The following is a 17,113-nucleotide window of genomic DNA, read 5'->3' as shown; positions in this document are numbered from 1 at the left end:
AATGAGCTCCATCACCGCGCGTATGGTGGAGGGCGTCTCCGCGATCCCGGCGGCGGATTGGGATGCGTGCGCCGGGACGGGCAATCCGTTCGTCGGCCACGCCTTCCTTTCCGCGCTCGAGGAATCGGGCAGCGTCGACGCGCGCAGCGGGTGGCAGCCGCTGCCGGTGGTGGTCGATGGCGCGGACGGGCGCCCGGCAGGGATCGCGCCGAGCTATGCCAAGAGCCACAGCCAGGGCGAATATGTCTTCGACCACGCCTGGGCCGATGCGTGGGAGCGCGCGGGCGGGCGTTATTATCCCAAGTTGCAGATCGCCGCGCCCTTTACCCCGGTGCCGGGGCCGCGACTGCTGCTGCGCGACGCGGCGGTCGCGCCCGCGCTGATCGCCGCGCTGGAGGCGGTGACTGACCGGCACCAGCTTTCCTCCGCCCACGCCACCTTCGTCGCCCCCGATCAGGTGCCGCTGTTCGAAGCGGCGGGGTGGCTGGTCCGGCAGGGGACGCAATATCACTGGCGCAACCAGGGTTATGCCGGGTTCGACGATTTCCTCGCCGAGCTTTCCAGCCGCAAGCGCAAGGCGATCCGCAAGGAGCGCGCGGCGGCGGTGGCGGGGCTCACGATCCGCCACCTCACCGGCGCCGAGATCGGCGAGCGCGAATGGGATGCCTTTTGGGGCTTCTACCAGGATACGGGCAGCCGCAAATGGGGCCGGCCCTATCTGACGCGCGGCTTCTTCCCGCTGCTCGGGGAGAAGATGGGCGATCGTGTGCTGCTGATCCTCGCCGAGCGCGACGGGCGACCGATCGCCGGCGCGCTCAACCTGATCGGCGATGAAGCGATCTACGGCCGCTATTGGGGCTGCGTCGAGGAGGTGCCCTTCCTCCATTTCGAATTATGTTATTATCAGGCGATCGATGCCGCGATCGCGCGCGGGCTGGCGACGGTCGAGGCCGGGGCGCAGGGCGAGCATAAGCTGGCGCGCGGCTATGCCCCGGCGGCGACCTTTTCCGCGCATTATTTGCCCGATCCCGGCTTCCGCCGCGCGGTGGCCGATTTCCTCGAGCGTGAGCGCGACGCGATCGAGCAGGATCGCGCCTTCCTCAACCAGATGACGCCGTTCAGGAGGGGTTAGCCGCCGCTTTCGCCTTCTCCGCCGCGGCCGCCTCCGCCGCGCGCTTGCGACGGATCAGGTCGCGCAGTTCGAGCAATCGTTTGGGGATCAGTTCGCTGTCAGCGATATCGGGCGCGGGCTTGGTGTGATCGACCTTGAGCAGCGCGCTCGTCCCGTCCGCGGAGCGCCAGATCGGCACGAGGTCGCTGGCGTAGCTCGGATCGAACGGGGCGGTGCGGATCAGCCAGACGTAATCAAAGGCCTCTCGCGGGAAGCGCGCCATCGAATAGCCGATCGGCCGCCACCATTCGCGCAGGCACCAGCGCGTCGTGGTGATTTGCGATGGATCGTGCGCGAACCCGCCGGCGATCGTGTAACGCGCGGTGAGCAGTTGCGCGCCGGCCATCGACCATTGATCGTTGGTATAGGCGAGCTTCCGTTCCAGCGCGAGTGCGGGAAGATGCTCGAGCCGGGACATGCGCCATTCGTTACGGCAGCTGTAGCCGACAAAGCTCACCACCCGCGCGCCCACGGGCAGCTTTTCGAGCGCGGCGAGCTCGGTGCGATAATCGTGCGCGAACATCCAATAGCTGATCGTCGTCCCGCCCATCCGCGCGAGGAAGAAGGCCAGCCCGAGCATCGCGAGCACCCCGGCGTGGCGCAGCGACATGGTGCGACGCGGGCGGATCGCGATCACCGCGATCGCGATGACATAGGGCGCGAGCCGCATATCGGCATAGGCCGAGCCGAACACGATCCGCGGCAACAGCAGGAAGACCGCGGTGAGGAACAGCGCCGATAACGCGAGGTTGCGCGAATATTCGATCGCCGGGTCACGGATCCCCTTGAGCAACAGCAGATAGAGCAGGGCGGCACCGGCGACGTCCCACGCCAGCCAGCGGTCGCGCAGCACCATCAGCAGCCATTGCGTCTTGGCGTGCCAGTCGAACCAGTCGGTGGTCTGCCCGGTGACATGATCGCCCGAGCGCCACAGGATCATCATCAGGATCGGCAGCGACAGCGGGATGCAATGCAGCCCGGCGCGGAACCAGCTGGCGAACCAATGCCCCGATCCTGCATCCTTACGCCGATCATGCTCGCGGATCATCTCGGCCGAGAAGGCGAGCACCCCGAGCACGCCCCAGCCGAAGGTATGGCATAGCCACAGCAGGCACGATGCGGGGATGAAGATCGCCGCGCGCAGCCGGAAACGCCGCAGCCGCCCGAGCCTCAGCCACAAGGCGAACAGGCACAAGGCGAGCGCCATCGACAGCGCGAAATTGGCGAAGCCGAACTGGAACGGATAGCAATAAGCGAGCGGCAGCGCGAACAGCGCGGTCGGCGGGATGCGGCCATGCACCTCGCGCGCGATCCACAACAGCCCCGCGACGGTGAGCGCGGGGATCGCCATGATGATCAGCTTCACCCCCAGTTCGAGCCCGAACAGCTTGGCGAAGGGGATGATGAGCAGATCGATGCCGAGATTGCCGATCAGCGACCAGCGGAAATTATACCATTGGCTGAGCCACGGCGCGGCGTCGAGCGACAGCTGGACGCGATAGCGCCCCATATGCCCGGGCAGATCGACCAGCGGCGGAATCTCAGGCCAGATCAGCGGCACGATCGCAATCAGTGCTGCGGCCGCCACGAACCAGCGGGTTTGCCACCAGCGCGGCGGGTCGTCAGGTATATCCCCCATCATCTCGCGGGCGTTTCTAGGATGCAAAACCGGTGGGGACAATGGCGCGGGGCGGTCATCCCCTCGTTCCGACGCGAAAATCGGCGCCGTTACGGTTCGACGCGATAGAGCGCGGAGCGATCGTTCCACCAGATCAGCCGCACGTCGCGCGCCAGTCGCGGCCGGGCGGCGAAATCCATCGTCCAGACATAGCGGAAGGTTGTGCGATCGAAATCGCGGATCGCGGCGGCGAAATCGGTGGTGCGGGCTTCGCACGGTCGCGGATAGACCAGTTGCGACGGATCGGCGAGATAGGGCGCCGCCTCGGGATGACGGGTGCGCAGCAATTGCTGCCCCGGCAATGCCCATTGGCCGTTCACGAATGCGTCGCGCCGGGCGATCGCAATCCCGTCGAGATGCTCCAGCCGATCGGAATGCCATTTGTCGCACGGCTCGTTCACCAGCACCAGGACGCCCGCGCCGCGCGGGATATGCGCCACCGCGGCGAGCGCGCTCTGCTGGGTGGAGGCGTATAGCAACATCGCCGCGGTGCTGGTCGCGGTGCGCAGCAGGAAGAAGCCCGTCGCGACCAGCGCGAGGCGCGGCGCGAGCTTGTCCGACGCGCCGGGGCGCGGGTGCACCGCGAGGATCGCGATCGCCATCGCAATCCCCAGCATTCGCATATCGACATAAGCGCCGCCGAGCAGCAGCCGCGGCAGGGCGAGATAGGCCGCGAACCCGACCAGCGCGAGCGCGCCGAGCAATGGGTCGAAGCGGAAGCTCGCCCGATTGCGCACCGCCACCCAAAAAAAGAACACGATCGCCGTGACGCAGCCCGCGTCATAGGCCTGCCAGCGCTCGCGGAGCAGCGAGGCGAGCCAGCCGATCTTCATCAGCCAGTTATAGGAAACGCCGTGATCAGGGCCGGCCGCACCGGTCAGCATCGGAAAGAGCGGGAGCGCCAGCGGGGCGCACATCAGCGCGGCGCGCGCGGCGGCCCGCAGCCAGCCGTGCGACCGCAACCGCATCACCTCGGCGGTGAAGGCGAGGAGCCCGAACAGCCCCCAGCCGAAGCTGTGCGCCACCCACAACAGGCACGAGACGGGGATGAAGATCATCGCGCGCAGCGCCGGCCGATCGGCGAGCCGGATCCAGCTCGCCAGCGCGTGAAGCGCGAGCGCGGCCGCGAGCATGAAATTGACGAAGCCGAACTGGAACGGATATCCATAGGCCAGCGGAAAGGCGAGCGCCGCCGAGGGCGACAGCGTCCCCGTCGCCGCATGCGACAGGCGGATCAGCCCGGCGACGAACAGCGGCGGGATCGCCACCGTGATCAGCTTGGTCGCCAGCTCGACCCCGACCCATTTGGCGAGCGGGATGACCAGCAGATCCACCCCGAGATTGCCGATCGGCGCCCAATGATAATCCCAATGGCGCTGCAGATCGGCCGACCGCCAAAGGTCGATCGCAACGTGATAGCGCCCGATGTGCCCCGGCACGTCGACCAGCGGCGGAATCGCCGGCCAGAGCAGCGGGACGGTCGACAGCAGGATGCAGACCCAGACGAACCCCGGGCCGATCCACCAGGTCCGCCGCGGCGCGGCGCTGGCTGGCGGCATCAACGGACGCGCCAGATATGCACGCCCGCCGATCGCATCTCGATCGGGACGAGCCAGGCCGGGGGTCGGCGGTCGCGCAGGCGGGTGAGCATTGCATCCTTGGGTTGTTCGACGGGGGCCAGTTCGGCCAAGCTGTCGTCGCACAATAGCACATAATCCGCGTGCCACCGGCGGGCGACGGCCTGCGCGGCCGGCGGCGATCCGAGGAAGAAATCATAGCTTGCGCGATTGCCGGCATTGTTGCGGTGATAGGGCGCGGCGATGACGCGGTGCGCGCTGGCGGCGAGGATATAGGGGCCGGGATCGAGCGGGGCCATGATCGTCCCTGGCGGCAGCGCGGCGATCGCCGCAAGCGCTTCGGGGGTGGTGCAGGAAGCGACCGGCGGGGCGGAGCCGGCCCGCGCCTGCGTGGGATCGGGCAGTGCCTGCGCAGCGAGCGGATAGACGATGCCGGCGGCCGCGGGCCAGATCGCCAGCGCCCAATGCGCGTTGCGGCGGCGTGCGGCGCCGATCGTCGCGGCGAGCGCCGGCACCGCGAGCGGCGCCCCGAGATGCGCGCCGCGCATTTGCAATAATGTCACCCCGAGCGCGATGATTTGCAGCAGCAGCAGCGCCGACCATCTGTCGTCGCGGGTTCGGCGCCATTGCCACGCCGCCGCGCCGATCCCGGCCAGCATCAAGCCGGCTTGACCGATGATCGTCGCGAGCGGGGCGGCAGCGAGCGGTTGCGCCTCTCCGACGCGGGTGAGCCAGAGATGCGCGAGCACCGGATCGATCTCGCCATAGGGTGAGAGGCATTGCGGAGCGGCAGCGACCGCGCATGCAGTCGCCACGCCGCCGCACCCGATCGCGATCAGCGCGCGGGGCAATGGCGACGGCGTGAGGCGGGCGCATAAGGCGATTCCCGCGGCGCCGCCCGCAGCGGCGATCGCGGCGCGGAAGAAAGTGACGGTGAAGGCGTCGCAGGCAGGATAGCCCCATTGGTCCGATCGCAGCCCGAGGCCCGCCACGAGCAGCCCGGCGGCGAGTGAGACGGCATAGCCTCGGATCCGCCGATCGGCGCCCGGCTGCGCGCGAATCCATGCGATCGCCAGCCACACGCCCGCCGCGACGAGCAGCGGCAGCATCTCCAGCCCGATCGCGACGCTGGCCACCGCGGCGATGCCAGTGATCGATCCGCTGCGCCACGTCGCGGGGCGGACCAGCGCCAGCGCGGTGGCGAGGAGAAGCACGATCTGGAAGTTGTGATGATCGATCCTTCCCGGCAGGAAGACCGTAGTCGCCGGATAGGCCAGCGCCATGACGATCACCGCGACGCTTCCCATGTCCGGCGCCAGTTGCCGCGTGACGCGCGCGGCGAGCAACAGCGCGGTTGCGAACAGCATCGTCGGCCAGGTGATGACCGCGGCGAGCTCGGCACCGTGACGGCCAAGCATCGGCGTCAGCGCGAGAATCAGCCCCGCGGGCACGAGATCGGGCAAGCGTGACCAGTGCATCGGCATACCGCCGGCCAGCCGGTGTTGCGAAAGATCGAAGAAAGATTGCCCGGCCAGCCAGTCGCGAATTTGCTGGAGCCGCATCGCATCGTCGGTATCGGTCAGGCGGAGCGCGGCGAGCTGGTGCCAGTCGCGGACCGACCAGACCAGCGCCAGCAGCGTGGCGAGCGCGAGCGCCGCCAGCATATCGCCATAGAAAATTCGCCGATCGCTGCCGGGGGTCATGCAGCGCATCTAGCCGGGCGTGGTTAACGCCCGGCTAAATCGCTTATTGGTCGCGCCGCCCGAGCAGCCGCAGCCGCAGCGCGTTGAGCTTGATGAAGCCCGCCGCGTCGCGCTGATCATAGGCGCCCTGATCGTCCTCGAAGGTCACGACCTTCTCGCTGTACAGCGAGTTGGGCGATTTACGGCCGACGACGATGACATTGCCCTTGTAGAGCTTGAGCCGCACCGTGCCGGCGACCTTTTCCTGGCTATGGTCGATCGCCGCCTGCAGCATCTCGCGCTCGGGCGAGAACCAGAAGCCATTGTAGATCAGCTCGGCGTAACGCGGGGCGAGCTCGTCCTTGAGGTGCGCCGCGCCGCGGTCGAGCGTCAGCTGCTCGATCCCGCGATGCGCGAGGTGATAGATCGTCCCGCCCGGCGTCTCGTACATCCCGCGGGACTTCATGCCGACGAAGCGATTCTCGACGAGATCGAGCCGGCCGATGCCGTGCTTGCGGCCGAGCTCGTTGAGCTTGGTCAGCAAGGTCGCGGGCGAGCATGCCTCGCCGTTCAGTGCCACGCCGTCGCCACGCTCGAAATCGATCGTGATATATTCCGGCTGGTCGGGCGCATCCTCGGGATTGACGGTGCGCGAATAGACGTAATCGGGCACTTCCTGCCACGGATCCTCGAGCACCTTGCCCTCGGACGAGGTGTGGAGAAGGTTGGCGTCGGTCGAGAAGGGCGCTTCGCCGCGCTTGTCCTTGGCGACCGCGATCTGATGCGCCTCAGCGAATTCGATCAGCCGGGTGCGGCTGGTGAGATCCCATTCGCGCCACGGCGCGATCACCTTGATATCGGGCGCGAGCGCATAATAGCCGAGCTCGAAGCGGACCTGATCGTTGCCCTTGCCGGTCGCGCCGTGGCTCACCGCATCGGCGCCGACCATCCGCGCGATTTCGATCTGGCGCTTGGCGATCAGCGGCCGCGCGATCGAGGTGCCGAGCAGGTACAGCCCCTCGTAGAGCGCGTTGCCGCGCATCATCGGGAAGACGTAATCCTTGACGAATTCCTCGCGGAGGTCGTCGATAAAGATATGCTCGGGCTTCACCCCGGCGCGCTCGGCCTTCTGGCGCGCCGGCTCCAGCTCCTCGCCCTGGCCGAGATCGGCGGTGAAGGTGACGACCTCGCAGCCATAGGTCTGCTGAAGCCACTTCAGGATGACGCTGGTGTCGAGCCCGCCCGAATAGGCCAGGACGACACGGTTGATTCCGGCTTCGCCGACCGGGCGGTTGATCTTCTCGCTCATAGGGCGCGCCCTATGCAGACGTAGCGGATTCGCGCAAGGCCCGTTCGCCTTCGAACATATAATCGCGGGTTACCGGCACCGCGAAACGGCCCTTGGTGAGCTGCACCTGATAGTTGCACAGCCCGCCGTGGCGGAACGCCGCCGACGCGCCGGCGAGATAGAAGGTCCACATGCGGTAAAAGGCCTCGTCGTACAGCGCGACGACCTCGTCCTTCGCCGCGACGGTGCGGTCGTACCAATGATCGAGCGTCCACGAATAATGGACCCGCAGCACCTCGATATCGGTCGGGAACAGCCGCAGCCCCTCATAAGCGCGGACGATTTCCGATAGCGCGGGATTATACCCGCCGGGGAAAATATACTTCACCGTCCAGTCGTCGGTGACCCCCGGCGCGCCCATTCGCCCGATCGTGTGGAGCAGCATCACCCCGTCGTCGGCGAGCAGGTCGCGGCATTTCTTGAAGAAGGTGCGATATTGCGGCGGTCCGACATGCTCGAACATGCCGACCGAGACGATGCGATCGAACTGGCCGGTGACGCGGCGATAGTCGATCAGTTCGAACTTCACCTTTTCCGCCACCCCGGCCGCCTCGGCGCGCGCGCGGGCGACCTTGAGCTGCTCTTCGGACAAAGTGACGCCGAGCACCTCGACCCCGAAATGGCGGTTGAGATACAGCGCCATCCCGCCCCAGCCGCAGCCGATATCGAGCACTTTCATCCCCGGCCCGAGCGCGAGCTTGGCGGCGATATGCGCGAGCTTGTCGAGCTGCGCCTGTTCGAGCGAATTGGCGGGATCGGTGAAGTAAGCGCAGCTATATTGTTTGTCGCGATCGAGGAACAGATCGTAGAGCCGGCCCGACAGGTCGTAATGATGCGCGACGTTCTTCTTGGAGCGGCGCTCCATGTTGATGCGATCGACGCGATGCTTCACCGCGCCGGCGACGCGGCTGATCAGGGTGGGATCGAGGTTATTTTGCCCCGTTTCCCATTTGTCGTTCATCGTCAGCAGGTTGACCAGGTCGCGCACATCGCCCTGCTCGACGATCAGCCGCCCGTTCATGAAGCATTCGCCCGCGCCCAGCGCCGGATTGCGCGCGATCGCCAGCGCGACGCGCTTGTCGGCAAAGCGGATCGTCACCTCGGGAAAGCCCGGTTCGGGGGTGCCGAAGCTCGCCGGCTTGGCATCGGGGCGGAGGAGTGTGAGGCGGCCGCGCTTTACCGCGCGCGAAAGAAACAGGTCGATAAGAGACATAGGGGGCGAGCCTAAGAGCCAAATTCGCTTCGGGCAACGCCGGGCTGGGACTTTGTATCCTGCGGCTCAGATTCCCGCATACCAGTCGTAATCCACATTATCTTCCCAATAGCCGCCGCGTCCCTTGCCGATGCCGGCGAGGCTGGCGACCGCATCGACGCGCATCAGATATTTGGCGTGCTTGTAGCCGAGTTGGCGCTCGACCCTCAGCCGACACGGCGCGCCGTTGGCGATCGGCAGCATCCGGTCGTTCAATGCCCAGGCGAGGATCGTCTGCGGGTGGAAGGCGTCGATCAGGTCGATCGATTCGTAATAAGGCCTGCCGCCGTAGAGATCGGCGCAGGTGAAGACGATATAGCGCGCCGCGTCGCGCAGCCCCGCCGCCTTGAGCACCGAGCCGAGCGTCGGCCCCTGCCATTTGGCGATCGCGCTCCACCCCTCGACGCAATCGTGGCGGGTGATCTGCGCGCGATTGGGGAGGTGCGCGAGATCGGTCAGCGCCAGCGCCAGCGGCCGCGCGACGAGCCCGCCGACGTTGAGCCGCCAGTCGGCGAACTTCCCCGCCGCGAGCGTTTCATATTCGGGGGTTCCCGGATCGCGCGTGCCGTTCGAACGGAAGATCGGCGAGCGCTGGTCGGGGCGGAACTCGCGGGCGAGCGCATCGCGGTCCATCAAGGCGCGCTGGATGCCGCGGTGCATATCCTCGCCCTTGAACAGGATCGCGCGGGCGGTGGAGTTGCGCGCCACCTGATCGCAGCCGGCGAGCAAAGCCGTCGCGCCGACGATCAGGCTGCGGCGGGAGATGAGCAGGCTCATTGCGGCACCCGCCACCAGCCGGTCAGCATCGATCTTATCCCGTTCCACGCGCCGGACAGGATCACCAGCGTCAGATGGATCACGATGAACGCCGAAATCGCGGCCATCGCGATGAAATGCAGCGATCGCGCCGATTGCCGCCCGCCAAACAGGTCGACCAGCCACGGCCATGCCGCGTTCATGCCGGGCGACAGCGTCAGCCCTGTGAGGATGACCAGCGGCAGCAATATCCCGATCACCGCGACATAGGTCAGCTTTTGCAGGATGTTATACGCCGCCGGCCGCGCCGGATCGTGGAACCGGAAGGCAAGGTGCGCGGCAATGTCGGCCCCTAGATGGCGCGGCCTGAGTTCGGCGGCACGCGGGCGGAGGTCGCGCTGGAAATGGCGGTTGATCAGGCTGGCGAGCATGAAGGCGAGCAGCCCGAAGACCAGCACCAGCGCGAAGAACAGATGCCAGCGGCGCGACAGTGCGAGATTGTAATTGGCCGGGATCGTCAGCCAGGCGGGGAAGCGCGGCAAATGCGCCCAGGCATGATCGAAATTGGCGCCATATTGCCCCCAATAGAGCCGCGGATGCGCGTTCGAGATTCCCAGCCCGCTGCCGATCAGGATGAAGATCGCGATCGCATTGAGCCAATGCCACAGCCGCGTCGGCCAGCGGTGGCGATAGAGGCGCGTGCCGGGTGGGGGAGGATCGGCCATTGCCGGTCAGGATAGGCCGTCCGGGGCGGTTTGGGAAAGCCGGTTACAGCGATTTACGCCACGCACTCAATGATAGGCGCGCCAGAAGAACACCGCCGCGGTCGCCCCCGTCACCAGCAGGGTGAAGATATGGATCACCACCGGGGGCAGCCGCTTGCCGTAATCGGCGCCGAGCCAGCCGCCGACGATCGAGCCGATCAGCATCGGCAGGCACGCGCGCCACGCGATCATCCCGGTCACCACGAACACCAAAGCCGCCGCCGCATTGGAGACGGCGAGCATCAGCGAGCGCGGGGCGAACATCTCCCGCGGGCTGTGTCCGGCGAGCAGGCCGTAAGTGGCGGTGGTCATCAGCCCGACCCCACCGCCGAAATAGCCGCCGTAGAGCCCGAGCAGCGCCTGCGCCGCCATCAGGGTGCGCGGGCCGATCGATACCCGTCGGCGCAGCCACGCCGCGGCGCGCGCGCCGAAGGCGAGCAGCACGAAGGCGTAAAGCACCAGCCAGGGGATGATCAGGTCGAAGGCGTGGCTCGGGGTCAGCACCAGCAACGCGCTGCCGATCAAGCCGCCGACGAAGGTGATCGCGGCGAGTGCGCGGACGCTGACGTCGCCGAGCGGGACGAGCTCGTCGCGCAGCGCCCAGGTGCTCGCCGCGGCGCCGGGCATCAGCGAGAAATTGGAGGTGGCGTTGGCGATATTCGCCGGCAACCCGATCCCGAGCAAGGCGGGGAGGGTGGCGAAGGTGCCCCCGCCGGCGAGCGCGTTCATCGCCCCGCCGAGCACGCCCGCGCCGGCGGCGAGCGCGATATCGGCGATCACTTCGGTCATTCCATCCCCGCGCGGATCGCCGCGGCCGCCACGAACGGCGCGCCGGCGACGATCAGCAGGCTGGTCGCCGCGAGCAGTTTGAGCCCGCCAACTCCGCCGCCCTCGATCGCGCCCGCGCCGAAGATCAGCAGCGGGATCGCGAGCGGCAGCATCACCAGCCCGGCGATCGCCCCGGCGCCGCGCAGCCCCGCGACCAAAGCCCCGGTCGCCACCGCCAAGGCGGCGAGGGCAGGGGTGCCGAGCACGAGCCCGATCTCGACCGTCAGCAGTGTCTCCCCGGAAAGGTCGAGCAAACCGGCGGCGGCGATCGTTGCCGCCATCAGCGGCGGGGCGAAGGCGAGCCAATGCGCGACGATCTTCGCCGCGGCGACCGCGGCCATCGACATCCCGCGCGCCGCGAACTGGTCGAGCGTCCCCGAATCGAGGTCTGGGGCGACGAGCCGCTCGACCGGGAGCAAGGCGGCGAGCAGCGCCGCCGCCCAGATCACCCCGCCGCCGATCCGCATCAGCAGCTTCTGATCGGGGCCGATCGCGAACGGAAACAGGATCGCGACGAGCAGGAAGAAGGCGACGATCAGCGTCGCCCCGCCCGAGGCATAAGCGCGCCGCATATCGCGCAGGATCAGCGCGATCACAGCCGGATCTCCTGCGCGCCGGCGAGCGCGAGTGGCTGGTGGGTCGCGACCAGCACGACCCCGCCCCGCGCGCGCTGCACCGCGATCAGCGCCTCGAGCCGCGCCACTGCCGCGGTGTCGAGGCCGTTGGCGGGCTCGTCGAGCAGCCAGATATCGGCCTCGCTCGCCACCACCCGCGCCAGCCCGACGCGGCGGCGCTGCCCGGTCGACAGCAGCCGCACCGGCACATCGGCGAGCGCGGCGAGATCGAGCGCGTCGAGCGCGGCGGCGACGCGTGCATCGGGCGCCGGCCGCGCATCGAGCCGCGCCCAGAAGCCGAGCGCCGCCGCCACCGCGCGCTCGGCGTCGAGCGCTGCGGCTTCGGCGAGCAGGGCGCGCTGCCCCTCGACCGTGACATGCCCCGCGACCGGCGCGAGCAGCCCGGCGGCGACGCGGATCAGGCTCGATTTGCCCGTGCCATTGGCACCGGTGACGAGCAGCGCATCGCCCGCGGCGAGCGCGAACGAGCGCTGTTCGAACAGCATCCGTCCGCGTCGGGCGCAGGCGACCGCGTCGAACGCGAGCCGCGCGCTCAATCGGTCACCGCGTCTTCCAGCGCGTGCATATCGTCGTCGCTCAGCCCGAAATGGTGACCGATCTCGTGGATCGTGACATGCGCGACGAGATCGTCGAGCCGCACCCCCGTCTCGCACCATTCGGCGAGGATCGCCTGGCGATAAAGGTGGATGCGATCCGGCAAGGTGCCTGAATCGAACACCGATTTCTCGCCGATCGGGCGCCCGTGATACAGGCCGGTGAGATCGAGCGGATGTTCGATGCCCAAAGCGGCGAGCGTTTCGTCATCGGCATATTCCTCGACGGTCAGCACGATATCGCCGAGATGCGCGCGAAATTCGGCGGGCAACCGCGCGATCACGCGCCGCGCCTGCGCCTCGATCGCCTCGCTCGAAGGAGCGGCTCCCATTACCCCTTGCCCGTCCATCGCTTTTCGCCATACCCGTGCGGTCCCATCGGGGGCAAGGAGGGCATGATGGTCGAGGCATTGAGCGAGGCGGAACGGGCGGATGCGCTCGATGGCCTGTCGGATTGGGATTATGACGAATCGCGCGACGCGATCACCCGCTCGATCGCCTTCACCGATTTCGCCGAGGCGTTCGGCTTCATGACGCAGATCGCGCTGATCGCCGAGAAAATGGATCACCACCCCGAATGGACCAATGTGTGGAACCGGGTGGAAATCCTGCTCACCACGCATGACGCGGGCGGGCTTTCGGCGCGCGATATTGAGCTGGCTGAGGCGATCGATTCGATTCTGGACGGGTAACAACCCTCGTCATTCCCGCGAAGGCGGGAATCCATTCTGGCTGGCCGAGCGGCTCTTTCCACGACCTGCGTGAATGGATTCCCGCCTGCGCGGGAATGACGGGGCGAAGCAGCAGGCTAAATCATCCCCCGCCGCATCATCTTGCGCAACCGTCCCGGCATCCAGCGCGCGGCGAAGCTGAGGCGGCGTGCGGTCTTGCCGATCACCGCGTGGAGGCCGTCGCCGTGCACCGCATCCCACGCGGCCTGCGCGACCGTTTCGACCGGGGTGAATTCGAGCCCGGCATCGACCACCGCGTCGCGCGCGGTGCGGTTGGTGCCGGAGATGCCGGTATCGAGGATCGCGGTGTCGACGAAGCCGGGCATCAGATCGCGTACCTTGATCCCGTCCGCCGCCCATTCGCCGTCGAGCGCCTCGGTCAGCCCGCGCACCGCGAATTTGGTCGCCGAATAAAGCGCCAGCCCCGCCGAGCCGTAGATCGCCGAGGCCGAGGCGGTGTTGAGCAGGCAGGATCCCGGGGTCGCCTTGAGATAGGGATAGGCGGCGCGCGCGCCGTAAGCGACGCCGCGGAAGTTGATGTCGATCACGCGGTCGATCGCGGCGCGGTCGAGTTCGCCGAACGCGCCGCCCTGGCCGATGCCGGCATTGTTGAACATCACGTCGAGCCGCCCGCCGCTCAGCGCGGCGAAGGCGGCGAGCGCGCTTTCCCAAGCGTCCTGATCGCGCACGTCGAGCAGATAGGTGGCGGTGCGATCGGCGGGCAGGGTCGCGGCGGTCGCCTTGAGCCCGGTCGCGTCGACGTCTGCGAGCCCGACGCGCCAGCCGCGCGCGGCGAAATAGCCCGCCACCGCCCGGCCGATGCCCGATGCGCCACCGGTGATGAAGATCGCCTGCATCATTGCCCCCCTGTTGTTATTGCGGGTGATCCCGCTTCCTTGAGCGACGCCGGTCGCCGAGACTTCGGTGTTAAATCAGAATGACCAAACCGCCGTTCGCCCTGAGCTTGTCGAAGGGCTGCCTTTCTTCGAGGCAAGAAAAGTACAGGGCTTCGACAAGCTCAGCCCGAACGGGTTCGCTCCGCATAATTCGGTATCGTCATGCCGGGTCGAGCCCGGCATGACGGTAATCGGGTCGGCGGAGATGCGCCCCGCCGAGGTTGTTACTGGCTCAGCACCACCGTCACCGCGCGACGGTTGGCGGCCCAGCTCTCCTCGTCGGAGCCGAGCGCGATCGGGCGTTCCTTGCCGTAGCTGATCGTGTTGATGCGCGAGGCATCGACGCCGCGGCCGGCGAGGTAATTCTTCGCCGCATTGGCGCGGCGATCGCCGAGCGCGAGGTTATATTCGCGGGTGCCGCGCTCGTCGCAATGCCCTTCGATCGTGACGCGCACGTTGGGATAGCGATTGAGCCACGCGACCTGCGTATCGAGGATCGCGCGCGCGGTGTCGTCGATATCGTACTGATCGAGACCGAAATGCACCGTGTCGCTGGTCACCGAGCGCTTGAAATCCGCCGACGAGCCGGGGACCACCGCATCGCCCACCGGGCCGCTCGGGCCGGTCGGCTGGGTCTGCTCCGGCGCCGGGCCGGGCGCCGGCGGCAGCTGCTCGGGGTGCTTCTTGGAGCAGGCGGCGGTCGCCACCAGGGCACCGGCGAGCAACAGGCTGGTCGTCAATCTTGGCATTCTACGTCTCCCTCAAGCCCCCTTGTTCCCGCCCCCGGGTAGAAAATTCAAGGCCTAAGCGGTCCCCAGCCCGGATCGGATCCATCGAGCGGCGTCGGAATGCGCCGCTCGTTGACGCCCGTCAGATCGACCGACCACAGATCCGCCTTGCCGGCATTGCCGCGGCCCTGGCGGAAGAACATCAGCACGCGGCCGTTGGGGGACCAGCTCGGCCCCTCGTCCTGCCACGAATTGGTCAGCAGTTTCTCGCCCGACCCGCTCGGGCTCATGATGCCGATACGGAATGCGCCGGCGATCTTGGTGAAGGCGATGAGGTCGCCGCGCGGGCTCCACACCGGGGTAGCATAGCGCCCGCCGCCGAAGCTGATGCGCTGCTGGTTCGATCCGTCGGCGTTCATCACATAAAGCTGCTGGCTGCCCGAACGATCGCTTTCGAACACGATGCGCGATCCGTCGGGCGAATAGCTGCCGCCGGTGTTGATCCCCGGCGTGTTGGTCAGCCGCTGCGGGGTGCCGCCCGCCGCAGGGACGCGATAGATGTTGGTGTTGCCGTTGATCGACATCGAATAGACGATCCAGCGCCCGTCGGGCGAGAAACGCGGGGCGAAGGTCTGCCGCTCGGTGGTCGTCACGAGCCGCTGCCGCCCCGAGCCGAGATCGTAGACGTAGATCGCCGGCTTGTCGTTGACGAAGCTCATATAGACGATCGACTGCTGGTTGGGCGCGAAGCGCGGAGTCAGCACGATCGACTGGCCGTTGGTGAGGAAGCGGTGGTTGGCGCCGTCCTGATCCATGATCGCCAGCCGTTTGATGCGGCGTGCCTTGGGCCCGGTTTCGGAGACATAGACGACGCGGCTGTCGAAATACGGCCCTTCGCCGGTCAGCCGGGTGTAGACCATATCGGCGCATTTGTGCCCGGCGCGGCGCCAGTCGGCCGGCGGAACGACGAAGCCCTGCCGCATCAGCTCGGTCTGTGCCGAAACGTCGTAGAGATAGCAGCCGACGGTCAGCGTCCCGTCGCCATTGGCGCGGACGAAGCCCTGCACCAGCGCCTGCGCGCCCGATCCGCCCCAATAAGAGAAGGCCGGCTGGGTCACCTCGGGGAACATTACCGTGCGCAGCTGTGCCGGGGGCAACGGATTGAACAGCCCCGAGCTTTTGAGATCGCTGGTGACGATATCGGCGAGCTGCTTGCCGAGCGCGTCGGTCGATCCTGCCTGGGTATCGGTCACCCGGTCGGTCGGCATCGTCGGGATCGCGATCGGCATCGGCGCGGAAATGCCGCCGGTCACCGATACCTCCAGCGGCGGAGGGGCACCGCCCGGGGCCTGCGCCTGCGCGGGGGGCGGCGGCACCTTCAGCGGGGTCGCCGGCATATCCTGCGCGGCGCCGGGGGCCGCGAGCAGCACGGCGGAAAGAAGGAGGATGCTACGCATGTACAGGGCCTTTCCTTTCAATCTCTTGCCCCGCTTCTCCCGGCGCGGCTCGATCGCGGAGCACGGTGCGTGTCACCTGAGCTTCCACTGGTAGTTGATATTGTTCCACCCGCCATTGGGGGTCGAATAGAATTGCGGCGGCAGCTTGAGCGGGGCGCAGCCCTTGAACGCGGCGATGCCGAGATCGATCACGCGGCGCGCATAACGGCGGTTGTCGTCGTTGACCCCGGTCTGGCGCACCACCGTCGGGGTCGCGGCGAGCGTGCCGTCCTCGTTGAGACGCAGGTTGAGCGTGGTGACGATCTCATTCGCGCCCGGACCGGGATCGACCTGGCGATCGGCGCACGGCTGGATCTGCCGCGCGATCGCCTGGACGATCGAGGCGAGCGCGGCCGCGTCGATCTTGGCGGCGCGGGGCACCTGGCTGGTCGATTTGCTCTCGTCGCTGGTCAGCCCCTTGAGGAAATCGGGCCCGAGCCGGCTGCCGCGCGGGCGCGAAGCCTTGGACTCGGCCGACTTGCCGGTGCCCTGCGCCCTGGCCGGCGGGGTCTTTTCCGCTTTGCTGTCGGCGACGCGATGCTTGGCCGGCGCGGGCTTCTCCGCCTTGCGCTCCTCCGCCGGCGGCTCCTTCTTCCGGGGCTTGGGCTCGGGCTTTGGTTCAGGCTTGGGCGCTGGTGCAGGCTTGGGCGCGGGCTTGGCCGGCTTGGGTTTCGGCTCGGGCTTGGGCGCCGGCTGCGGAATCGGTTCGGGCTTGGGGGCGGGTGCCGCAACGCTCGGCGCGGGCGGCGCGGCGTCCTCCGGCTCGCCCTGCTCAGGCGCGACCGATTGCGCCGGCGGAGTCTGGGCCTGCGGCGCGGTCGCCTCGAGCCCGACATCCTTGACCAGACTTACCTCGACCGGCTGCTGCTGGAGCTTGATCGGGTTGGGCGTCGCGAGAAAGCCGACCGAGAGCAGGCCGAACAGCACGACATGCCCGGCGATCGCCAGCCCTAAGCCGATCTTCTCCGACCGTTCCAC

At 67.7% G+C, this 17,113-nt stretch carries 17 protein-coding genes; 2 read left to right on the top strand and 15 right to left on the bottom strand.

Annotated features, from left to right (window positions below; all coding sequences use genetic code 11):
• The first annotated feature begins 1 nt into the window (after window position 1).
• Window positions 2–1,132 (top strand): GNAT family N-acetyltransferase, encoded by a 1,131-nt coding sequence (locus NED98_RS18250; RefSeq protein WP_265313960.1) that lies wholly within the window; start codon window positions 2–4, stop codon window positions 1,130–1,132.
• On the opposite strand, the gene NED98_RS18245 is transcribed toward NED98_RS18250, so the two are convergent.
• The 11 genes from NED98_RS18245 to NED98_RS18195 all read right to left on the bottom strand — a co-directional run bounded on the left by NED98_RS18245 (window position 1,119) and on the right by NED98_RS18195 (window position 12,616).
• Entirely contained in the window at window positions 1,119–2,813 is a 1,695-nt protein-coding gene (locus NED98_RS18245) for a hypothetical protein (RefSeq protein ID WP_265313959.1), read from the bottom strand. The two genes, NED98_RS18250 and NED98_RS18245, sit on opposite strands and share 14 nt — an antisense overlap.
• 86 nt (window positions 2,814–2,899) lie before the next feature.
• Window positions 2,900–4,408 carry a hypothetical protein gene (locus NED98_RS18240; protein WP_265313958.1) on the bottom strand — a complete coding sequence of 503 codons (1,509 nt, stop codon included), beginning with the start codon at window positions 4,406–4,408 and terminating at the stop codon, window positions 2,900–2,902.
• Entirely contained in the window at window positions 4,408–6,129 is a 1,722-nt protein-coding gene (locus tag NED98_RS18235; RefSeq protein WP_265313957.1) for a hypothetical protein, read from the bottom strand. Before NED98_RS18235 ends, NED98_RS18240 begins: the two co-directional genes overlap by 1 nt.
• Window positions 6,130–6,172: 43 nt before the next feature.
• On the bottom strand, window positions 6,173–7,417 hold the full coding sequence (locus NED98_RS18230) for an argininosuccinate synthase (RefSeq protein ID WP_179512507.1): 1,245 nt from the start codon (window positions 7,415–7,417) through the stop codon (window positions 6,173–6,175).
• Between the two features lie 10 nt (window positions 7,418–7,427).
• Window positions 7,428–8,669 (bottom strand): SAM-dependent methyltransferase, encoded by a 1,242-nt coding sequence (locus NED98_RS18225; protein WP_265313956.1) that lies wholly within the window; start codon window positions 8,667–8,669, stop codon window positions 7,428–7,430.
• Between the two features lie 66 nt (window positions 8,670–8,735).
• On the bottom strand, window positions 8,736–9,485 hold the full coding sequence (locus tag NED98_RS18220; protein WP_265313955.1) for a molybdopterin-dependent oxidoreductase: 750 nt from the start codon (window positions 9,483–9,485) through the stop codon (window positions 8,736–8,738).
• Window positions 9,482–10,189: a cytochrome b/b6 domain-containing protein gene (locus NED98_RS18215; protein ID WP_265313954.1), complete on the bottom strand. Its 708-nt coding sequence runs from the start codon at window positions 10,187–10,189 to the stop codon at window positions 9,482–9,484. The genes NED98_RS18220 and NED98_RS18215 overlap by 4 nt, the downstream gene beginning before the upstream one ends.
• A gap of 66 nt (window positions 10,190–10,255) precedes the next feature.
• Complete coding sequence (locus NED98_RS18210; RefSeq protein WP_179512503.1) at window positions 10,256–11,017, bottom strand: sulfite exporter TauE/SafE family protein; 762 nt, start codon at window positions 11,015–11,017, stop codon at window positions 10,256–10,258.
• A complete protein-coding gene (locus NED98_RS18205) occupies window positions 11,014–11,652 on the bottom strand; it encodes a heme exporter protein CcmB (RefSeq protein ID WP_265313953.1) in 639 nt (212 codons plus the stop codon). Before NED98_RS18205 ends, NED98_RS18210 begins: the two co-directional genes overlap by 4 nt.
• Window positions 11,649–12,227 carry a heme ABC exporter ATP-binding protein CcmA gene (gene ccmA / locus NED98_RS18200; protein ID WP_265313952.1) on the bottom strand — a complete coding sequence of 193 codons (579 nt, stop codon included), beginning with the start codon at window positions 12,225–12,227 and terminating at the stop codon, window positions 11,649–11,651. The genes NED98_RS18205 and ccmA overlap by 4 nt, the downstream gene beginning before the upstream one ends.
• A complete protein-coding gene (locus tag NED98_RS18195; protein ID WP_179512501.1) occupies window positions 12,224–12,616 on the bottom strand; it encodes a metallopeptidase family protein in 393 nt (130 codons plus the stop codon). Before NED98_RS18195 ends, ccmA begins: the two co-directional genes overlap by 4 nt.
• Before the next feature lie 63 nt (window positions 12,617–12,679).
• On the opposite strand from NED98_RS18195, the gene NED98_RS18190 reads away from it, so the two are divergent.
• Window positions 12,680–12,976, top strand: coding sequence for a 4a-hydroxytetrahydrobiopterin dehydratase (locus NED98_RS18190; RefSeq protein WP_179512500.1), 297 nt, complete (start codon window positions 12,680–12,682; stop codon window positions 12,974–12,976).
• Window positions 12,977–13,092: 116 nt separating this feature from the next.
• On the opposite strand, the gene NED98_RS18185 is transcribed toward NED98_RS18190, so the two are convergent.
• The 4 genes from NED98_RS18185 to NED98_RS18170 all read right to left on the bottom strand — a co-directional run bounded on the left by NED98_RS18185 (window position 13,093) and on the right by NED98_RS18170 (window position 17,113).
• Window positions 13,093–13,875, bottom strand: a complete 783-nt coding sequence (locus tag NED98_RS18185; RefSeq protein WP_432423341.1) for an SDR family oxidoreductase — start codon at window positions 13,873–13,875, stop codon at window positions 13,093–13,095.
• A gap of 260 nt (window positions 13,876–14,135) precedes the next feature.
• Window positions 14,136–14,660 (bottom strand): peptidoglycan-associated lipoprotein Pal, encoded by a 525-nt coding sequence (gene pal, locus NED98_RS18180; protein WP_179512498.1) that lies wholly within the window; start codon window positions 14,658–14,660, stop codon window positions 14,136–14,138.
• 47 nt (window positions 14,661–14,707) lie between these two features.
• Complete coding sequence (gene tolB, locus NED98_RS18175) at window positions 14,708–16,096, bottom strand: Tol-Pal system beta propeller repeat protein TolB (protein ID WP_265270974.1); 1,389 nt, start codon at window positions 16,094–16,096, stop codon at window positions 14,708–14,710.
• Window positions 16,097–16,168: 72 nt separating this feature from the next.
• Window positions 16,169–17,113, bottom strand: a complete 945-nt coding sequence (locus tag NED98_RS18170; protein ID WP_265313950.1) for a cell envelope biogenesis protein TolA — start codon at window positions 17,111–17,113, stop codon at window positions 16,169–16,171.

The organism is Sphingomonas lycopersici (genome assembly GCF_026130605.1).
Lineage (GTDB): Bacteria > Pseudomonadota > Alphaproteobacteria > Sphingomonadales > Sphingomonadaceae > Sphingomonas > Sphingomonas lycopersici.
This window is presented reverse-complemented; position numbering and strand designations above follow the sequence as displayed.